At 38.7% G+C, this 17,481-nt stretch carries 17 protein-coding genes; 16 read left to right on the top strand and 1 reads right to left on the bottom strand.

Features of this window, described 5'->3' with window-relative positions:
- Positions 1 to 58: 58 nt before the first annotated feature.
- Complete coding sequence (locus MKX78_RS22390; RefSeq protein ID WP_095371569.1) at positions 59 to 505, top strand: hypothetical protein; 447 nt, start codon at positions 59 to 61, stop codon at positions 503 to 505.
- Positions 506 to 517: 12 nt separating this feature from the next.
- On the opposite strand, the gene MKX78_RS22385 is transcribed toward MKX78_RS22390, so the two are convergent.
- A complete protein-coding gene (locus tag MKX78_RS22385) occupies positions 518 to 1,492 on the bottom strand; it encodes a DMT family transporter (RefSeq protein ID WP_095371570.1) in 975 nt (324 codons plus the stop codon).
- A 216-nt stretch (positions 1,493 to 1,708) separates the two neighbouring features.
- Here MKX78_RS22385 and prfA point away from each other — a divergent pair, with 216 nt between their 5' ends.
- From prfA to MKX78_RS22310, 15 genes are all read left to right on the top strand, one after another.
- Positions 1,709 to 2,782, top strand: coding sequence for a peptide chain release factor 1 (gene prfA, locus MKX78_RS22380; protein WP_095371571.1), 1,074 nt, complete (start codon positions 1,709 to 1,711; stop codon positions 2,780 to 2,782).
- The gene (prmC, locus tag MKX78_RS22375) at positions 2,775 to 3,641 is read left to right on the top strand and encodes a peptide chain release factor N(5)-glutamine methyltransferase (RefSeq protein ID WP_307318195.1); all 867 of its coding nucleotides are present in this window, start codon (positions 2,775 to 2,777) and stop codon (positions 3,639 to 3,641) included. Before prfA ends, prmC begins: the two co-directional genes overlap by 8 nt.
- Before the next feature lie 403 nt (positions 3,642 to 4,044).
- Positions 4,045 to 4,728, top strand: coding sequence for a stage II sporulation protein R (gene spoIIR / locus MKX78_RS22370; RefSeq protein ID WP_095371573.1), 684 nt, complete (start codon positions 4,045 to 4,047; stop codon positions 4,726 to 4,728).
- Between the two features lie 86 nt (positions 4,729 to 4,814).
- Positions 4,815 to 5,267: a GNAT family N-acetyltransferase gene (locus MKX78_RS22365; RefSeq protein ID WP_095371574.1), complete on the top strand. Its 453-nt coding sequence runs from the start codon at positions 4,815 to 4,817 to the stop codon at positions 5,265 to 5,267.
- A 165-nt stretch (positions 5,268 to 5,432) separates the two neighbouring features.
- Positions 5,433 to 6,476, top strand: a complete 1,044-nt coding sequence (locus MKX78_RS22360; protein ID WP_340976843.1) for an L-threonylcarbamoyladenylate synthase — start codon at positions 5,433 to 5,435, stop codon at positions 6,474 to 6,476.
- A gap of 336 nt (positions 6,477 to 6,812) precedes the next feature.
- Complete coding sequence (locus MKX78_RS22355) at positions 6,813 to 7,154, top strand: hypothetical protein (protein ID WP_341052486.1); 342 nt, start codon at positions 6,813 to 6,815, stop codon at positions 7,152 to 7,154.
- 422 nt (positions 7,155 to 7,576) lie between these two features.
- Positions 7,577 to 8,128: a manganese efflux pump MntP gene (locus MKX78_RS22350; protein WP_341052484.1), complete on the top strand. Its 552-nt coding sequence runs from the start codon at positions 7,577 to 7,579 to the stop codon at positions 8,126 to 8,128.
- 163 nt (positions 8,129 to 8,291) lie between these two features.
- The gene (locus MKX78_RS22345; protein ID WP_307318198.1) at positions 8,292 to 8,753 is read left to right on the top strand and encodes a low molecular weight protein arginine phosphatase; all 462 of its coding nucleotides are present in this window, start codon (positions 8,292 to 8,294) and stop codon (positions 8,751 to 8,753) included.
- 23 nt (positions 8,754 to 8,776) lie between these two features.
- Positions 8,777 to 10,066, top strand: coding sequence for a methyl-accepting chemotaxis protein (locus MKX78_RS22340; protein ID WP_307318200.1), 1,290 nt, complete (start codon positions 8,777 to 8,779; stop codon positions 10,064 to 10,066).
- 99 nt (positions 10,067 to 10,165) lie between these two features.
- A complete protein-coding gene (rpiB, locus tag MKX78_RS22335; protein WP_095371580.1) occupies positions 10,166 to 10,612 on the top strand; it encodes a ribose 5-phosphate isomerase B in 447 nt (148 codons plus the stop codon).
- A gap of 78 nt (positions 10,613 to 10,690) precedes the next feature.
- On the top strand, positions 10,691 to 11,233 hold the full coding sequence (locus tag MKX78_RS22330) for a TIGR01440 family protein (RefSeq protein WP_341052482.1): 543 nt from the start codon (positions 10,691 to 10,693) through the stop codon (positions 11,231 to 11,233).
- Between the two features lie 279 nt (positions 11,234 to 11,512).
- Positions 11,513 to 12,754, top strand: a complete 1,242-nt coding sequence (glyA, locus tag MKX78_RS22325; protein ID WP_341052481.1) for a serine hydroxymethyltransferase — start codon at positions 11,513 to 11,515, stop codon at positions 12,752 to 12,754.
- Positions 12,755 to 12,964: 210 nt separating this feature from the next.
- Positions 12,965 to 13,594 (top strand): uracil phosphoribosyltransferase, encoded by a 630-nt coding sequence (gene upp / locus MKX78_RS22320; protein ID WP_095371583.1) that lies wholly within the window; start codon positions 12,965 to 12,967, stop codon positions 13,592 to 13,594.
- Between the two features lie 158 nt (positions 13,595 to 13,752).
- Complete coding sequence (gene wecB / locus MKX78_RS22315) at positions 13,753 to 14,904, top strand: non-hydrolyzing UDP-N-acetylglucosamine 2-epimerase (protein ID WP_341052479.1); 1,152 nt, start codon at positions 13,753 to 13,755, stop codon at positions 14,902 to 14,904.
- 288 nt (positions 14,905 to 15,192) lie between these two features.
- Positions 15,193 to 17,439, top strand: a complete 2,247-nt coding sequence (locus MKX78_RS22310) for a S8 family serine peptidase (protein ID WP_341052477.1) — start codon at positions 15,193 to 15,195, stop codon at positions 17,437 to 17,439.
- Positions 17,440 to 17,481 lie beyond the last annotated feature (42 nt).

The following is a 17,481-nucleotide window of genomic DNA, read 5'->3' as shown; positions in this document are numbered from 1 at the left end:
GCTTGCTGAAATTTTAAAATGAATGGGCATTTTATTTAGTAGGGGGTGCCATTCATTCATGAAAAAAACCATTACAGGTGTTTTGTTAATCAGTCTACTAACTGGTTGTTCTTATAATTACGGTGCAAACGCTGATAAAACTTATGATATCAACAAACATACCGATACCGTTAGAATAAGCAGCCCTTCTGGTCATCGTTCCGAAGATGTTCAGGAATGGTCGATGTATGAACAAAATCCCAACTTATTAAATACCAATGGCGATAAAAAATCAGACCGTAGTGATATTAATCAAGCAAGATCAACGATTAATAAGCTTACTGATTATGAACCAGGTGGTATATGGATTGACGGGGAATATATGCATGTAACTGTGTATACGAATAAAGACTTTTCATCAAAAGCAGAACGTGAAAAAGCTGAGGAAAGTTTGCAAAAAAAATTAGTTGGTGCGGTGCCGACCTATTATATAAATGTGAAAATTAGAGAAGACCATACAGACTAAAGAGACGGTGAATTAAACCGTCTCTTCCTTTTCCTTTTTAAATCCCTTTTGAGGTAAATTGGATACATAACTATGAAGTGCCATTCCTAGTATTACTAAACTGATTCCAACCGTAGCAGTGGCAGAAGGAAGAGGAGCAGATAAAATGATCACTTCACCAATCATTGCGAAAAGCACTTCAAAGGACTGTGTTGCCTCCACAGCTCCAAGTTTTTGCATGTTGCCTTGAACGAGATCGGTGGCAGCAAAGAATAGTACCGTTGCAAAAACACCTGAAAATAAGGCTACTAACCCCGATTGATAAACTTGACTCATCGATGGCATGCCAGCTGTTTGTAAACCAATAAATGCAAGTAAGAGCCAAAAGGGAAGGCTAGCTATTGTCATACCAAGCACTCTTTGATAAGGATCTAAGCGCTTGTTTGTTAAGGCCATCATTTTTCGATTCCCTAGAGGGTAAGCAAACGATGCAATAAGAATGGCTAAGGTGCAAATAAAAGTATCTTTCACCGATACAACAGAGGCATGGTCCCATTGGATAACAAATACGCCAACTAAAATAATGAGACTCATGAGTAGTCCTCTAAAAGGAATTTGCCCTTTTATGCGAATGACTCCTTGAGAAGTGTGGCGCATTTCATAAAATAATGGGGCAAGTAGACTGCCAGAAATAATCGTGATTTGCCAGGTGGCAGCAATTAGCCAGCCGGGACCATAGGCAGCAGCAAAACATATAGGGGCATAAAATAGCCCAAAGCCAATTGTGCTCCATAGCATCCATTTTCCAGGAGCTTTTTTCAATTCAATCATAAGTGCACGTAAGCTCTTACGGTATAAAACAATGATAAGTAGAAGTGGAATCATAAAGAAGTAACGGAGCGATGCACTCCAATACCAGCTTCCTCCATTCATTTCCATAGCTGCATTTAAAACAAATGTAAAAGCAAAAAAGAATGCGGAGAGTATTCCAATCATAATGGCTTTCATGTGCTGCACCTCATTTTTAATTAGATAACTTTACTATAGTAAACGATGAAAGATTCATCAATCGAATAACAGAAATTTCTAAAATAATCTAAAGTGGTTTTGACTGAACAAGGCGGCTATACTATAATTAGAATGTTATACGTTGGAAATAAAACTGCATACTGATAGCAGTGATAAGATAGATGCTTGTTAATAATGAATTAGAGGTGAATAACCGTGTTTGATCGTCTTCAATCTGTAGAGGAACGCTATGAACGTCTTAATGAATTGCTTAGTGATCCAGAAATAGTAAATGACCCAAAAAAATTACGTGAGTATTCAAAAGAACAGTCTGATATCCAAGAAACAGTGGATACATATCGTGAATATAAAGAAATACATGAACAATATACAGACGCAAAGGCCATGTTGGAAGAGAAATTAGATGCTGAAATGCGTGATATGGTGAAAGAAGAGATTTCTGAATTAGAGGGAAAAGTGGAGCAATTTGAAGAAAAATTAAAAATCCTTCTCATTCCAAAGGACCCTAATGATGACAAAAACGTTATCGTAGAAGTTCGTGGCGCAGCTGGTGGAGATGAAGCTGCACTGTTTGCGGGTGATTTGTACCGTATGTATAGTCGCTATGCAGAGGTCCAAGGTTGGAAAATTGACGTCATTGAAGCAAGTAGTACAGGAGTCGGTGGCTATAAAGAAATTATCTTCATGGTAAACGGAAACGGTGCTTACTCTAAATTAAAATATGAGAATGGTGCGCATCGCGTGCAACGTGTACCGGAAACAGAATCAGGCGGTCGCATTCATACGTCTACGGCAACAGTAGCGGTGTTACCTGAAGCAGAAGAAGTGGAAATTGAGCTTCATGATAAAGATATCCGTGTCGATACTTTTGCATCTAGTGGACCGGGTGGACAAAGTGTTAATACGACTATGTCCGCAGTAAGACTTACCCACCTTCCTACGGGAACTGTCGTTTCTTGTCAGGATGAAAAGTCGCAAATTAAGAACAAAGAAAAAGCGATGAAAGTTTTGCGTGCACGTGTATACGATAAATTCCAACGAGAGGCACAAGCTGAATACGATCAGCAGCGTAAATCAGCTGTAGGGACAGGGGATCGTTCTGAACGTATCCGTACGTATAATTTCCCACAAAACCGTGTAACTGATCACCGAATTGGTTTAACTATCCAAAAGTTAGACCAGATCCTACACGGTAAGATTGATGAAATTATTGATGCTCTTATTTTAGAAGAGCAATCGGCTAAACTAGAGAGTGCGACTAATGAGTAATCGCAGAGTATTCGAAGCCCTTAACTGGGCTTCTTCTTTTTTAGAAGAAAATCAACGGGAAGCATATGCTGCTGAAATTTTACTAAGACATTATATGAAGATGAGTCGAGCTGAATTCTTAACAAGATTACGTGAAGAACTTCCTGAGGAGATCGATCAACTTTTTTCAAAGGCGATACTCACTCATATTGCTGGTGAGCCTATTCAGTATATTATGGGCTATGAGGAGTTTTATGGTAGAAAATTTAAGGTGAACAAGGAAGTTCTAATTCCTAGGCCAGAAACAGAAGAGTTAGTCCTTGCTACGCTTGAGCGTATTCGTGCACGTTGGCAAGATGATACAGGGTTAAAAGTGGCCGATGTTGGCACAGGTAGCGGTGCAATTGCTATTACTCTGAAACGGGAAAACCCTCAGCTTGATTGTTTTGGAACTGATCTATATCCTGCAAGTTTAGAAGTAGCTAAGGGTAATGGGGCTTATTTAGACGCAGACATAAATTGGATAGTAGGGGACTTGCTGCAGCCTTTTATCAACTCTGGAGTAAAATTAGATGTAGTTATCTCCAATCCCCCTTATATTCCAACTGCAGATCGTTCGTGGATGTCAGAGATTGTAACTGAACATGAGCCTAATCGTGCCTTGTTTGCTGGAGAGGATGGTTTAGACATCTATCGCCGTTTAGTAAATGAATTACCATATGTACTAAACGAACAAGCACTTGTTGGATTTGAAGTAGGTGCAGGTCAAGGGGAATTGGTCGCAAACTTATTAAAAGGTGCCCTCCCACAAGCACAGGTCGAAGTCGTCTTTGACATTAACGGGAAAGATCGAATGGTATTCGCTGAAATAAGTAGCTAATGAGGATTTATAGCATTAGGAACTGATTGAAACCACCGCTCTCGGTAAGGAAATAGGAACCGAGAGCGGTGGAAAAAGAAAAATGACGGCACTTGGTGAAACGTCCAAGAGTGAGAGCGTTGTAAAGTGAACTGTCCTCGGTAAAAAAAGCTAACAGTCGTAAAAATTTAAAAATCCCCAAAGATACTTTCTGCAAGCTTCTCCCATTATAAAAGAAAAAGACTCGCCATGGACATATGTATGGATTATAAACAAAGTAACGCTTTGTACATGTTAACTTAATCCGTTCACCATCTAAATTTAGTCTATCTTGCCTTCTTATTTTTATAACTTTTTAATTTTAATAGTTTAAGATGTTCTCTTTCTGACCACACTGTGGATAGTGAAGGGATGGTGCAGGAAGATGAAAACGAAATCGATTGTGAACTTATATATCTTAATTTTATCATTAGGTACTTTATTTAGTTTATATATACCGCAAACAGAGGTAGTGGCTGATGAATCACTAGTCATTCCTAACGAAGCGATCCGTTTAAGAATTCTAGCGAATAGCGATATGGAGAAAGATCAAAAGATTAAACGTGCGGTGAGAGACGAAGTAAATGCAAATATAACAGAGTGGGTATCCGATTTAACCTCTTTAGAAGAAGCAAGAGCATTGATTCAATCAAAATTACCAGAAATCCAAAAAATAGCCGAACGAGTAGTAGCTGAAGCAGGCTCTAAACAAACAGTTAAGACGGAGTTTGATAAAGTAGATTTTCCGACGAAACTTTATGGCCAGTTTTTATACCCTGCTGGTGAGTATGAAGCGATTCTAATTACGCTTGGTGAAGGAGACGGTGCGAACTGGTGGTGTGTTTTATTTCCACCATTATGCTTTCTTGATTTTTCAAATGGTGTGGCTGTGAGCGAAGGGTTTAGTGATGAAGAACAGCAAGAGGAAGAATTAGTAGTGGAAGAAGAGAACGTAGAAGAAGAAATGACCGAAAAAGAAGAAGATCCTGTTTATGCAGGTGAACAAGATGAAGAAGAAGTGGAAGTAAAATTCTTTTTAGCAGAGATATGGGATAAGCTATTCGGATAATATTTTAACTCTAGCAAATTTTTAGTTCTATCAATTTCAATTAACTCATATTCATAGACTATAAAATGAGGTAGAGGGTGAAGTGAATGAAAACAAGTATTGTAAGAGTTGCACAGAAGCAAGATGAAAACGAGCTCATGAAATTTTTAACAGAAGCGTCAGTTCGATCGGAAGGTGTAGCGGACTTAATTGATTACTTTTTAATTATGGAAGATGAAGAGGGAGAAATAAAAGCGACAATTGGCATCGAACCTTATGATACGGTTGGTTTGTTACGCTCGCTTGTTATGAAGTCAGAAACAACCGTGCAGACAGATTTATTGTATTTATTGCAACAAATTTTTCTATTAGCAAAAGAAAAAGGGTTATCCACAGTATATTTAGGGTCAAATCGCAAAAGTACACTACAATTATTTTTATTAATGGGTTTTCAACAAGTGGATAAATCGGAATTGCCAACATTTTTAGTAGAAAAAGAACATATTAAAAATGTCCAATCTGTGGATAACTCTTTCTTTTTAAAATATTCACTCGAATAATGTGGATATATCCACAAAGTTATACACAAAAACGATGTGTTTATTCACAATTTGTGGATAATACCTTGAGTTATCACCTTGCTTCTTTTATACTGTCTTAGATGATAGACTGAAAATAGGGGGATTTCTCCTATTTAGAATGAAAGATATTGAAGGTGGATAACAATGAAAACAATTAGATGGTCAGTGGATAATAATGTGGATAATTTGAATAGTTACCCACAAATTGTCCAAGCCTCTGATTTACTTAAAGAAAATGAGGTTGTTGCTTTTCCAACTGAAACCGTATATGGGTTAGGTGGGAATGCAAAGAGTGACGGTGCCGTAGAGAAGATCTTTGCTGCCAAAGGAAGACCGGCAGATAATCCCTTAATTATTCATATAGCAAAGAGAATGCAACTGCAGGAACTGGCTGAAGAGATACCATTAAAGGCAGAACAATTGATGAATGCCTTTTGGCCAGGGCCATTAACGATAATTCTTAAGAAAAAAAAGGGTAGCCTTTCTGATTTAGCAACAGCAGGATTAAAAACTGTTGGCTTCCGTATGCCTGATCATCCTGTAGCATTAGCCATTCTTGCCCAAACGGATTTACCAATAGCTGCTCCAAGTGCAAATAGCTCAGGAAGACCGAGTCCAACAACAGCGGATCACGTGTGGGAAGATTTAGAAGGAAAAATTGCTGGTCTGGTAGACGGAGGAGCCACTGGTGTTGGTGTGGAGTCAACCGTAATTGATTGCACAGAAGAGATACCTGTTATTTTACGGCCGGGTGGTGTGACCAAGGAACAGATAATTGCGGTGATAGGTGAGGTAAAATTAGATCCCGCGCTACATAATCAACAAGCCAAACCAAAATCGCCTGGTATGAAATATACACATTACGCACCAGATGCACCATTAACATTAGTCGATTCAACTCCGATACAGTTGCAACAATTGATCAATGAAAAAAGGGCAGAAGGACTGCGAGTAGGTGTACTGACAACAGATGAAAATAAAGATTTCTATGAAACGGATGTTGTTCTTTCTATGGGAGCGCGGGAAACGCTAGATACCGTGGCTGCAGGTTTATACTATGCATTGAGAGCATTTAATCATGAGAATGTCGATATCATTTTAGGTGAGGTTTTCCCATATGAAGGTGTCGGTGTGGCGATTATGAATCGCTTAGAGAAAGCTGCAGGCCATAGGCGCATTCAATTATAAGTAGACTTGGGAATGAGTGTTTCAGAACCTGAACAAAAAATTGTTCAGGTTCTGATTTGTTATCCCTTTTCACCTTAGAAGCTAAAAACAGAGGCTCAGTTTTTTTAAATGATTCTTATAGCGTGCTATTTCAGCAGAAATCCGGTAAGCTGTGTGGGTAAAATGATCATATTCCGATTGTATTACTTATGAGCGGAGCTTTTTTATTTTGTGCGTAAAAAAGAAAATCTGTCCTTGACAGCTCATAAAAAGAGGAAATCCGCGACTAAAAAAGCGGTGAAACTCTTAATAAGTCGCAAAAAGGCAAGAATCGCGACTAAAAAAAGAGACCGGTCTATGATCAGTCGTGAAAAGGTCAAATCCGCGACTAAAAAAGCAGTGAAACTCTTTATAAGTCGCAGAAAGGCAAGAATCGCGACTAAAAAAGGAGAACCGTCTATGATCAGTCGTGAAAAGGTCAAATCCGCGACTAAAAAAGCAGAGACACTCTTTATAAGTCGCAGAAAGGCAAGAATCGCGACTAAAAAAGGAGAACCAACTATGATAAGTCGTGAAAAGGTCAAATCCGCGACTAAAAAAGCAGAGACACTCTTTATAAGTCGCAAAAAGCCAAGGATCGCGACTAAAAAAAGAGACCCGCCAATGATAAGTCGCGAAAAGAGGCAAATCCACGACTAAAAAAGAAATCTCATCCAAAATCACTCGCGAAAAGCCCTACTAAAAATGATTTACCCTGCAAATAATGTACATTTCAGCATCCATAAACAACGGTGGTTTCCTTCTGCACTACACGATATCCGCCGGCAATCAACTCTATTGATGCATCTTCGCTAGTGAAAATCACTATGAAAACAGAAAGAACCTGCCTTAATTGTGAGTCCTCTTATGGCAAAACAAGCATACAAAAAATCCCCATATGTATGCACTTTGCATTATCCTGCCGCGTAACTACATCCCTAGCCTATAGAGATGCGCTGAGATTTTTGCAACCATCATATTTCGATCTATCGAAGCAGTTTTGTTTTCGCCTAAAAAAACAATTCTAATTCTCCTTGGACATGCATATCTTCAAAAGAGCAAGTCCCGAGGAGGCTAAAGAGATGACGTTGTTAGTAGGTGAAGTCTTAACTTTAAGTTTAATGGCGTTTGCCTTAGGAATGGATGCATTTTCAGTTGGATTAGGTATGGGGATGTACAAATTAAGGTATCGGCAAATATTATATATAGGCTTTACGATTGGAGTATTTCATGTCATCATGCCATTGTTAGGAATGATGGCAGGGAAGTTTTTATCAGTTTATTTTAGTGAGATTGCTGCCTATATTGGTGCCGGTTTGTTGATGCTTTTAGGCCTGCAAATGTTCTGGTCAAGCTTAAAGGCTGAAAAAGAAAGTCTGTTGACCCCTGTTGGTTTTGGCTTATTAATTTTTGCTTTAAGTGTAAGTTTAGACAGCTTTTCAGTTGGGCTTACATTAGGTGTGTTGGGGGCAAAAGCGGCTCTTGTTCTTACATTATTTGGTGTGATTGCCATGGTTCTTACTTGGGCAGGATTAATGATAGGAAGAAGAATGCAAGGGTGGTTCGGTAAATATAGTGAGACACTTGGAGGGGCGATTCTTTTTGCTTTTGGCGTCAAAATGTTATTCATGTAATATGGTTAAAATTTCCTAATAAAAATCAGTTAAGGTGCGTATTATTGATGTGTTTCGACAAAAAATTCTTAAAATTGTCGAAATATGTCGGTGATAGACACCTTATTTTGTCTATATCAAATAGGAGTTTTGGATTATAATGTAAGAGAAGGAGGCGAGCTTTATGGCTCACGTTTTATTTATTTGTACAGGTAACACATGTCGAAGCCCCATGGCTGAAGCGATATTACGTCATATAGACATTCCAGATGTAAAGGTGAAATCTGCGGGCATTTTTGCAAGTCAAGGTGGACCTGCATCTGCTTATACATCTCAAGTTTTAAAAGAAGAAGGCATAAGCATCAATCATCAATCAGCTCAATTGAATGAAGAGCTTATTCAATGGGCGACACATATATTAGTGATGACAAATGGACATAAACATGCGATTTTATCACATTTTCCTAATGCTATGGGAAAAGTTTTTCTAATAAAAGAGTTTGCTTATGATGGTAAACAAGAAGATATCATTGATCCATTCGGTGGGACGTTGCAACAATATAAAGAAACCTATCATGAACTACATGGAAGCATAAAAAAAATAGCAGAAGTATTAAAAGATAGTAATCAAGATAAACAAAGATGAACAGGTTGAAGTAGGGGGCAATCATGGAGACGCGTAAGATGAAATTTAGTTTAAGAAAAAAATTGGTTCTTCTCATCTCAGTATTAGCCGTTATTACATACTCAATAAGTGCGATATGTATTCAGTTCGTATATCCTTTAATGGGAAATGTGCCGATAAGTAAAGAATTTTTTACGATTATTGTTCTTTTGCTTGGAGCGATTTGGTCTGCGATCTTAGCATTTATTGCAGCAGGGCTTATTACAAAACCACTTAAAGACTTAGAGCATTCTGCTATAAAAGCAGCGAATGGTAATTTACAAGAAAAGGCACAGGTTTCGCGTTCGGATGATGAAATACGTTCTTTAGGATTAGCCTTTAATCAAATGCTAACGAGTTTAAGAGAAATGATTGAACGAATTGATGAGAACTTTGCTATGACAAATAAAAAAGTGCACGAAATTTCCGCGGAGTCTTCGGTTGCTAATGAGCAAGCTGAAGCAATTGCTACAACTATCTCAGAAATATCTCAAGGAGCAGAAAACTCAGCGGTCGCAACTCAGTCTGTTGCCGAACTTGTTGATGAAGTCATTCGAATTGCTGAAGAAGTTCAGGTGCAGGCAAAGCAATCTGAGCAAGTATCTGAAGAGCTTTTCGGTGATCTGAATAAATCCAAACATGCCATGCATTCACTTATTTCTGGAATAGAAAAACTAGCAGTAGGTAATCAGAAATCGTTAGAGACTGTAAAAATTTTAGAAGAAAATGCAGTCAAAGTAGAACAAATTATCCAACTTGTTGGCGATATTGCCACGCAAACAAACTTATTAGCATTAAATGCTTCTATTGAAGCGGCGAGAGCAGGAGAGCATGGTAAGGGCTTTGCTGTGGTAGCCGAAGAAGTGCGTAAGTTGGCTGATGAAAGTGCGAAAGCTGTGCAAGGAATATCGGAATTAATTAAAAATATTCAAGAAGAAGTGCGTAATGTGGTCAGTCAAATTTCCAATCAAGTGGAGTCTGCTAATCAAGAAGCACAAAAAGGGACCGAGACACATGCCGTCATTGAAGAGATGACGCAAACTGTAGATCAAATGAATGCTGCAGTGACCATGATTAAAGATTTAGTAGATAAACAAATGCATGCTATGCAGGAAACTTCAGCTCAATCGCAACAAGTAGCAGCGATTGCGGAGGAAACGTCTGCCGGTGCACAACAAGTTGCTGCTTCAACTGAGGCTCAAACATCTGTGATTGATACAGTCGACATACTAGTAAAAGAATTACAAGAGCAAGCCAACCAGTTAAAAACAGATATGAATAAATTTAAAGTGTAGCCTACCCAACTGAAAAGTAATTGCATCTTTATAATTTTTAAATTTTGTGTCAGAATAAAGTGATAATCATACAATCAAGTTTGATTGGAGGCATAAAAAATGAAAGTTGCAATTGCATCAGATCACGGTGGATTAAACATTCGTGCGGAAATAAAGTCATTATTAGAAGAACTCAATATTGAATATGAAGATTTTGGTTGTGAGTGTAGTACTTCTGTAGATTACCCTGATTATGCTTTGCCGGTTGCTGAAAAAGTAGCGAGCGGTGAATTTGATAAAGGTATTCTCGTTTGTGGGACAGGGATTGGGATGTCTATAGCAGCCAATAAAGTGAAAGGCATTCGCTGTGCGCTTGTTCATGATACTTTCAGTGCGAAAGCAACAAGACAGCATAATGATAGTAATATGTTAGCGATGGGAGAAAGAGTCATTGGCCCAGGGCTTGCAAGAGAGATTGCCCAAGTATGGCTTGGCACGGATTATGAAGGCGGTCGTCATCAAAACCGTATTGGGAAGATAGATCAATACGAAAAAGAAAATTTATAAAACTTTGTTGCATATGTTGACTTCATGAAAGGAAGGAAGACATATGCATCTTTTTTATCTTGAGAAGAGAGGGAGCATATGATGATGGAAGAGTTAAAACAACAATGGCGGGATATTTTAACAGAGTTTACACAAAAAGTATCACTTAACGAAGACAAATTAATTGTTATTGGCTGTAGTACGAGTGAAGTGATGAGTAATCATATCGGCACGGCTGGTTCAGAGGATGTGGCTGAATTCATCTTTTCAGAACTAATGAACTTACAAAAACAAACAAATGTTCAAATCGCTTTTCAATGCTGTGAGCATTTAAATCGCGCCATTGTTCTCGAACGAGCATCCGCTAAGAAGTATAACTTAGAAGAGGTGAGTGTTGTGCCAATCCGAAAAGCGGGTGGTGCGATGGCGACTTATGCGTTTCAACATTTCGATGCCCCTGTTGTAGTCGAGCATATAAAAGCTGATGCAGGGATAGATATCGGTGATACCTTCATTGGCATGCACTTGAAGCATGTGGTTGTACCTATTCGTCTTTCATTAAAAGAAGTAGGTGGTGCACACGTCACATTAGCAACGACTAGGCCGAAGTTGATTGGGGGAGAAAGAGCGGTCTACCAATAAAAATAGTCATTGTCTGATAATGCGCCGCTAGCGATAAGTAGATAAATGACGTATGTACCTAATTATTTCTGCATAACTTTTATTCGAAAATACCAACTTTACCCTACATTTCATAATCATTTACATGTAACCGTTTTCCGTTAATATGGATAATTTTTTTCTCTTAATAAACAGTAAGCTTGCCTGTATCCTCCCGAAAAAACATGATAGAATAAAGGAGAATTTTCATAATAGCTATTCATTTTTGATAGTGTGGTAGAGATAAGGGAGGATTATTGTATGAAGCATTTAGCGCAGCAGGACGAGCAAGTTTTCAAATCAATTCAAGATGAATTAGGACGTCAGAGAAGTAAGATTGAATTAATCGCTTCAGAGAACTTTGTGTCAGAGGCGGTAATGGAGGCACAAGGATCTGTTCTCACGAATAAATATGCTGAAGGGTATCCTGGTCGTCGTTACTATGGTGGCTGTGAGCATGTTGATGTAGTGGAAGATTTAGCTAGAGATCGCGCGAAGCAAATCTTTGGAGCCGAGCATGCGAATGTTCAGCCTCATTCAGGTGCGCAAGCAAACATGGCAGTGTACTTCACGATTTTAGAACAAGGAGATACTGTCCTTGGTATGAATCTATCCCACGGTGGCCACTTAACGCACGGGAGTCCTGTAAACTTTAGTGGTGTCCAATATAATTTCGTTGAATATGGTGTAGACGAAACATCTCATACCATCAATTACGATGATGTATTAGCAAAAGCGAAAGAGCATAAACCGAAGCTAATTGTAGCAGGTGCAAGTGCGTATCCTCGTGTGATTGACTTCAAGCGTTTCCGTGAAATTGCAGATGAGGTTGGCGCTTATTTAATGGTCGATATGGCTCATATTGCGGGCTTAGTGGCAGCTGGTCTTCACCCTAATCCAGTACCATACGCTGATTTCGTGACAACAACAACTCATAAAACATTAAGAGGTCCACGTGGTGGTATGATTCTTTGTAAAGAAGAATTTGCGAAAAAAATCGATAAATCGATTTTCCCAGGTATTCAAGGTGGTCCATTAATGCATGTCATTGCCGCTAAAGCTGTAGCTTTCGGAGAAGCATTAGAAGATAGCTTTAAAGAATATGCGGAAAGCATTATCACAAATGCTAAGCATTTAGCAGAGTCACTTAAAAAAGAAGGCATCGACTTAGTATCTGGTGGAACAGATAACCATCTTTTACTTGTAGATGTTCGTTCATTAGGTTTAACGGGTAAAGTAGCAGAAAAAGTACTTGATGAAGTAGGTATTACGGTTAATAAAAATACAATTCCATTTGATCCAGAAAGCCCATTTGTGACAAGTGGTATACGTATTGGTACAGCAGCAGTTACTTCTCGTGGATTTGCAAAGAACGATATGGAAGAGATTGCTTCTATTATCGCGTTCACGTTGAAAAATGCGGAAGACGAAGAAAAGTTAGCTAAAGCTTCACAACGAGTAGAAGCATTAACAAGCAAATTTATTTTATATCCAGAAAGATAATCATCTAGTTTATCCAGCCTTCGCTTGAGGGCTGGATTTTTGTTAAGTTATGCCAACTATAACGAATGTTCTAAAAGCATCTTCTACATTTTCTTTTCTTCCAATGGAAATAAATGTTTCTATGTCAAGAATCGTAGTTGCCCCACAAACATTTTTTCTGTAAAATAGTACGAAGTGTGATTTGTACAATCAGTAAAAGGAGAGATATTTATGGCAAAAGTATATGTTTTCGATCATCCATTAATCCAACATAAGCTTACATACATTCGTGAAAAAAATACAGGTACGAAAGAATTCCGTGAACTCGTTGATGAAGTATCAACTTTGATGGCTTTCGAAATCACGAGAGATATGCCTTTAGAAGAAATTGAAATAGATACACCTGTTCAAAAAACAAATTCAAAAGTTCTTTCTGGAAAGAAAATGGGAATTGTGCCGATTTTACGTGCAGGTATTGGGATGGTAGACGGTATTTTGAAATTAATCCCTGCAGCTAAAGTAGGTCATGTTGGCTTATATCGTGATCCAGAGACTTTAAAACCAGTTGAGTACTATGCAAAATTCCCTGGTGATATTGAAGAGCGTGATTTCATTGTAGTTGATCCAATGCTTGCAACAGGCGGATCTGCAATTGAAGCAATCAATTCTTTGAAAAAACGCGGTGGAAAAAGCATTAAATTTATGTGTTTAATTGCTGCACCTGAAGGGGTAGAAGCATTAAAAGAAGCACATCCAGATGTAGATATATATATCGCTGCATTAGATGAAATGTTAAACGAAAAAGGCTACATCGTTCCTGGTCTTGGGGATGCGGGAGATCGTTTATTCGGTACAAAATAAAAAAATAAAGTTAATTATAGAAAATGAGCCCGTCCTAGGACGGGCTTTTTTACAAGAATGCTTCCCTTTAAGTGGATCTGATAAAGATCTGTTCGACAAATGTTTGTCGGAAGGTGAGTGCAACCAGCACTTCTTTTAGAAAGGTGGACGAGTGTTTTATGCAAAGACCGATTAAGGTAATGAGTATATTTGGAACAAGACCTGAAGCGATAAAGATGGCACCGCTTATTCTTGAGCTCAACAAGCACCCACAAGACTTTCATTCTATCGTTACAGTGACTGCTCAACATCGAGAAATGCTTGATCAGGTGCTTAAAATTTTTCAAATAGAACCGGATTTTGATTTAAATATTATGAGAGCAAGACAAACGTTAGTAGAAGTGACAAACCGTGTATTGTCTGGTTTAGATGAAGTAATGAAAGAGGTTGAACCAGACATTGTTCTTGTTCATGGGGATACAACAACATCATTTGCGGCCAGTTTAGCAGCTTTTTATAACGGGATTACTGTCGGCCACGTGGAGGCAGGCTTACGCACTTGGAACAAATTTTCTCCTTACCCAGAAGAAATGAATCGTCAGCTGACAGGTGTAATCAGTGATCTTCATTTCTCGCCAACAGAGAAATCGGCCGATAATCTATTGCGGGAAAATAAATCTGCAGAGCAAATATTCATTACAGGTAATACGGCGATTGATGCGTTAAAAACAACAGTGCGACCGGAATATCAGCATGAGATTTTAGAGAAAATTGGTGACGATCGCTTAATCTTGATGACAGCCCATCGCAGGGAAAATCTTGGCGAGCCGATGAGACATATGTTTAAAGCGATCAAAAAAATTGTCGAAACGCATGAAGATGTACAATTAGTATATCCTGTTCACCTAAACCCTGCTGTAAGAGAAGTTGCGAATGAAATTTTACAAGGGCATCCACGGATTCATTTGATTGAGCCACTAGGGATGATCGACTTTCATAATTTTTCCTCGCGTGCCCATTTAATTTTAACTGATTCAGGTGGTGTACAAGAAGAAGCACCATCGCTAGGAGTGCCTGTGTTAGTGTTGCGTGATACAACAGAACGCCCTGAAGGTATTCAAGCAGGCACATTGAAACTCGTTGGTACAGATGAAGAAGTTATCTATGCAAACGCTCATAAACTGTTAACTAGTAAACAGGCGTACAATGCGATGTCGAAAGCTTCTAATCCATACGGGGATGGTCACGCTTCTGAAAGAATTGCAGAGGCCATTAAGTATTATTTTCGTGAAGGTTTAAAGAAGCCAGCTCCATTTAAGCCCTTAATATAAGAACGCTATTTTCGTAATGGTTGTAGCTTTTAACTCACTTACGATACTAGATTCTTTTTATTGTGCACTAGACACTCGCTTTTTCGCGAAGTTCCTCGGATTTTTCCTGCACGGCAACTCGAGGATTTCTGCAGCATTACACATTGGTTTTAAACGGCCTATAATAAAAAAGGTGATTACCTAAGTTTTAAAAAGGGTATTCACCTTTTTTATTTGCGCTTCCCATTAAATTCCGTAGTATAGGGAAGCTAGAAATCGAAGACGCTAACAAAAAAAGGAGGCGTCGTAATGAAGAAAAATCTATTTATTCTCGTTATTATTCTTTTTCTTTTTCCTTGTACGTTAGGTATGACTGCGTCTTCATCTCAACTAATTGTGCCTTCCTTGGATGAAATTCAAACAGAAGAACAAGTAGCTATCATCGTTTATAGTGATGACGCTGACTTACAAGTAGAAAAGGAGAAGCTCAAAGCACAAGGTATCGCAATAAGATACATATTTAACTATGCCCTAAAAGGGTTTTCTGTTGAAGCAACAAATGATAAGTTAGCACAAATAGAAAGGAATCAAACAATTCATCACCTTACGACCGTAAAAAATTATACTGTGCAAGCAGAGAATGACAATATTCAGCTTATTGGTGGAGAGGCTATTAGAGGATATTTTGATGATGATAATCACCGCCTTACTGGAGAAGGTGTTAAGGTTGGCGTCATTGATACGGGGATTGATTATCGTCATCCAGATTTACGCATTAGTTATGGTGGTGGGAAAGACCTCGTGGACCAAGATGACGATCCGATGGAAACAGTGAATATGGGACGGTTGGATACATTGCACGGCACCCATGTGGCAGGTATCATTGCAGCCAACGGAAAAGTTAAAGGTGTGGCACCAAAAGCAGAGGTTATTGCATATCGTGCTTTAGGCCCAGGAGGAAGCGGGACGACAGAGCAAGTGTTACAAGCAATAGAACAAGCGATGAAAGATAAAGTGGATGTCATTAATCTTTCATTGGGAAATAATGTGAACGGACCTGATCTCCCTATTAGTCTTGCTTTAAATAAGGCAGTCGATAGTGGAATTGTTGCTGTTACATCATCGGGTAATTCAGGGCCTGGCATTTGGAGTGTTGGCTCACCGGGTACGGCTGCCAAAGCGATATCTGTAGGAGCTTCTACCCCTACATTAAAAGTACCTTATTTACATATTGGTAAAAAAGAAATGAAGTTGTATCCACTGCAAGGAACGATTCCGTGGGATTTAAACAAATCATTTGAGTTATATAACGGTGGCATTGGGAAAGAGGAGCAATTAAAAGGAGCTAATGGAAAAGTAGTTATTGTGGAGAGAGGGGAATTAACTTTTACGGAAAAAAGTAAGAATGCCAAGGAAGCAGGAGCACTTGCTTTGCTCATTTACAATAATACACCGGGCTCCTTCATGGGCAATTTAGATGGGGTGTTAGATATCCCGGTTGTGTCATTAACGAAGGAAGATGGGGAAGAGATTAATCAAGAGCTTTCACAAGCTAAAAGATTATATGGACAAACAGTGATAAAGGAAGAAAAAGACATCTTAGCTGAATTTAGCTCAAGGGGTCCTGTGACTTCTACTTGGGAAATAAAACCTGATGTGGTTGCACCAGGAGTAGCCATTAATAGTACGGTACCTGGTGGGTACACACCATTACAAGGAACAAGTATGGCAGCGCCTCATGTGGCAGGGGCAGCCGCTTTGTTAATACAGGCTCATCCTGAATGGCGCCCTGAGCAAGTAAAAGCAGCACTAATGAATACGGCCTTATCTATGGTGAATGAAGATGGTACGCCATACCGGACCTTTGAACAAGGTGCGGGCCGGATTCAATTGAAGGAAGCATTAATGACATCTACATTAATCTATCCATCGTCCATACAGTTTGGTAAGTTTAAGTTATCAGAACAACATCATGACCATGTAGCAAAAATTACGGTAGAAAATACAACCGATGAAAAGCAGTCCTATGCTTTTGAAATCCCGAAAAAACAAAAGGGGATTGAATGGCGTCTACCATTATCATTTATGCTTGAGCCTAAGGAGAAGAAAACCATTCGATTACATATGATCGTTAATCCAAAGGAACTCACTGAAAAACTGGCAGACGGTACGATTCGATTGAATAGTAATAAGCAAACGATTCAGCTTCCTTATTTATACGTATTGGAAGAACCGGATTATCCCCGTGTCATGGGCTTTAGTTTTGGTAAAGGTGATAGTAAGAAAACGTATCGCTATGAAGTATATTTACCAGGTGGAGCTGAAGAGTTTGGGATTGCTTTATTCGATTCAACTTCATTAACTTTTATAGGCATGCTCGATTGGAAGAAAGATGTAAAGAAAGGCCAGGTAGAAGAGGATTTAGTCATAAGCGATTTACCACAACCTGGTTTGTATATTGCAAAAGTATTTGCTCGCAAATCTGGACAAGAAGATTGGATAGAGACCCGTTTATTCATTGGGGCTAATGGTGAATTAGAAATGATAGGAAATTAAGCAGTATAAAAATATTATAATTGAAAAACAATAGCCGAAAAG

It is taken from the genome of Cytobacillus sp. FSL R5-0569, assembly GCF_038007265.1.
In the GTDB taxonomy this organism is placed as follows: Bacteria; Bacillota; Bacilli; order Bacillales; family Cytobacillaceae; genus Cytobacillus; species Cytobacillus kochii.
The sequence above is the reverse complement of the archived record's forward strand: the minus strand, read 5'-3'. Positions and strand labels throughout refer to the sequence as shown.

Excerpts from the sequence above, each read along its gene's own strand:
- MKX78_RS22390 (WP_095371569.1), top strand. The coding sequence starts at position 59 with ATGAAAAAAACCATTACAGGTGTTTTGTTAATCAGTCTACTAACTGGT.
- MKX78_RS22385 (WP_095371570.1), bottom strand. The coding sequence starts at position 1,492 with ATGAAAGCCATTATGATTGGAATACTCTCCGCATTCTTTTTTGCTTTT.
- prmC (WP_307318195.1), top strand. The coding sequence starts at position 2,775 with ATGAGTAATCGCAGAGTATTCGAAGCCCTTAACTGGGCTTCTTCTTTT.
- spoIIR (WP_095371573.1), top strand. The coding sequence starts at position 4,045 with ATGAAAACGAAATCGATTGTGAACTTATATATCTTAATTTTATCATTA.
- MKX78_RS22365 (WP_095371574.1), top strand. The coding sequence starts at position 4,815 with ATGAAAACAAGTATTGTAAGAGTTGCACAGAAGCAAGATGAAAACGAG.
- MKX78_RS22360 (WP_340976843.1), top strand. The coding sequence starts at position 5,433 with ATGAAAACAATTAGATGGTCAGTGGATAATAATGTGGATAATTTGAAT.
- MKX78_RS22355 (WP_341052486.1), top strand. The coding sequence starts at position 6,813 with ATGATCAGTCGTGAAAAGGTCAAATCCGCGACTAAAAAAGCAGTGAAA.
- MKX78_RS22350 (WP_341052484.1), top strand. The coding sequence starts at position 7,577 with ATGACGTTGTTAGTAGGTGAAGTCTTAACTTTAAGTTTAATGGCGTTT.
- MKX78_RS22345 (WP_307318198.1), top strand. The coding sequence starts at position 8,292 with ATGGCTCACGTTTTATTTATTTGTACAGGTAACACATGTCGAAGCCCC.
- MKX78_RS22340 (WP_307318200.1), top strand. The coding sequence starts at position 8,777 with ATGGAGACGCGTAAGATGAAATTTAGTTTAAGAAAAAAATTGGTTCTT.
- rpiB (WP_095371580.1), top strand. The coding sequence starts at position 10,166 with ATGAAAGTTGCAATTGCATCAGATCACGGTGGATTAAACATTCGTGCG.
- MKX78_RS22330 (WP_341052482.1), top strand. The coding sequence starts at position 10,691 with ATGATGATGGAAGAGTTAAAACAACAATGGCGGGATATTTTAACAGAG.
- glyA (WP_341052481.1), top strand. The coding sequence starts at position 11,513 with ATGAAGCATTTAGCGCAGCAGGACGAGCAAGTTTTCAAATCAATTCAA.
- upp (WP_095371583.1), top strand. The coding sequence starts at position 12,965 with ATGGCAAAAGTATATGTTTTCGATCATCCATTAATCCAACATAAGCTT.
- wecB (WP_341052479.1), top strand. The coding sequence starts at position 13,753 with ATGCAAAGACCGATTAAGGTAATGAGTATATTTGGAACAAGACCTGAA.
- MKX78_RS22310 (WP_341052477.1), top strand. The coding sequence starts at position 15,193 with ATGAAGAAAAATCTATTTATTCTCGTTATTATTCTTTTTCTTTTTCCT.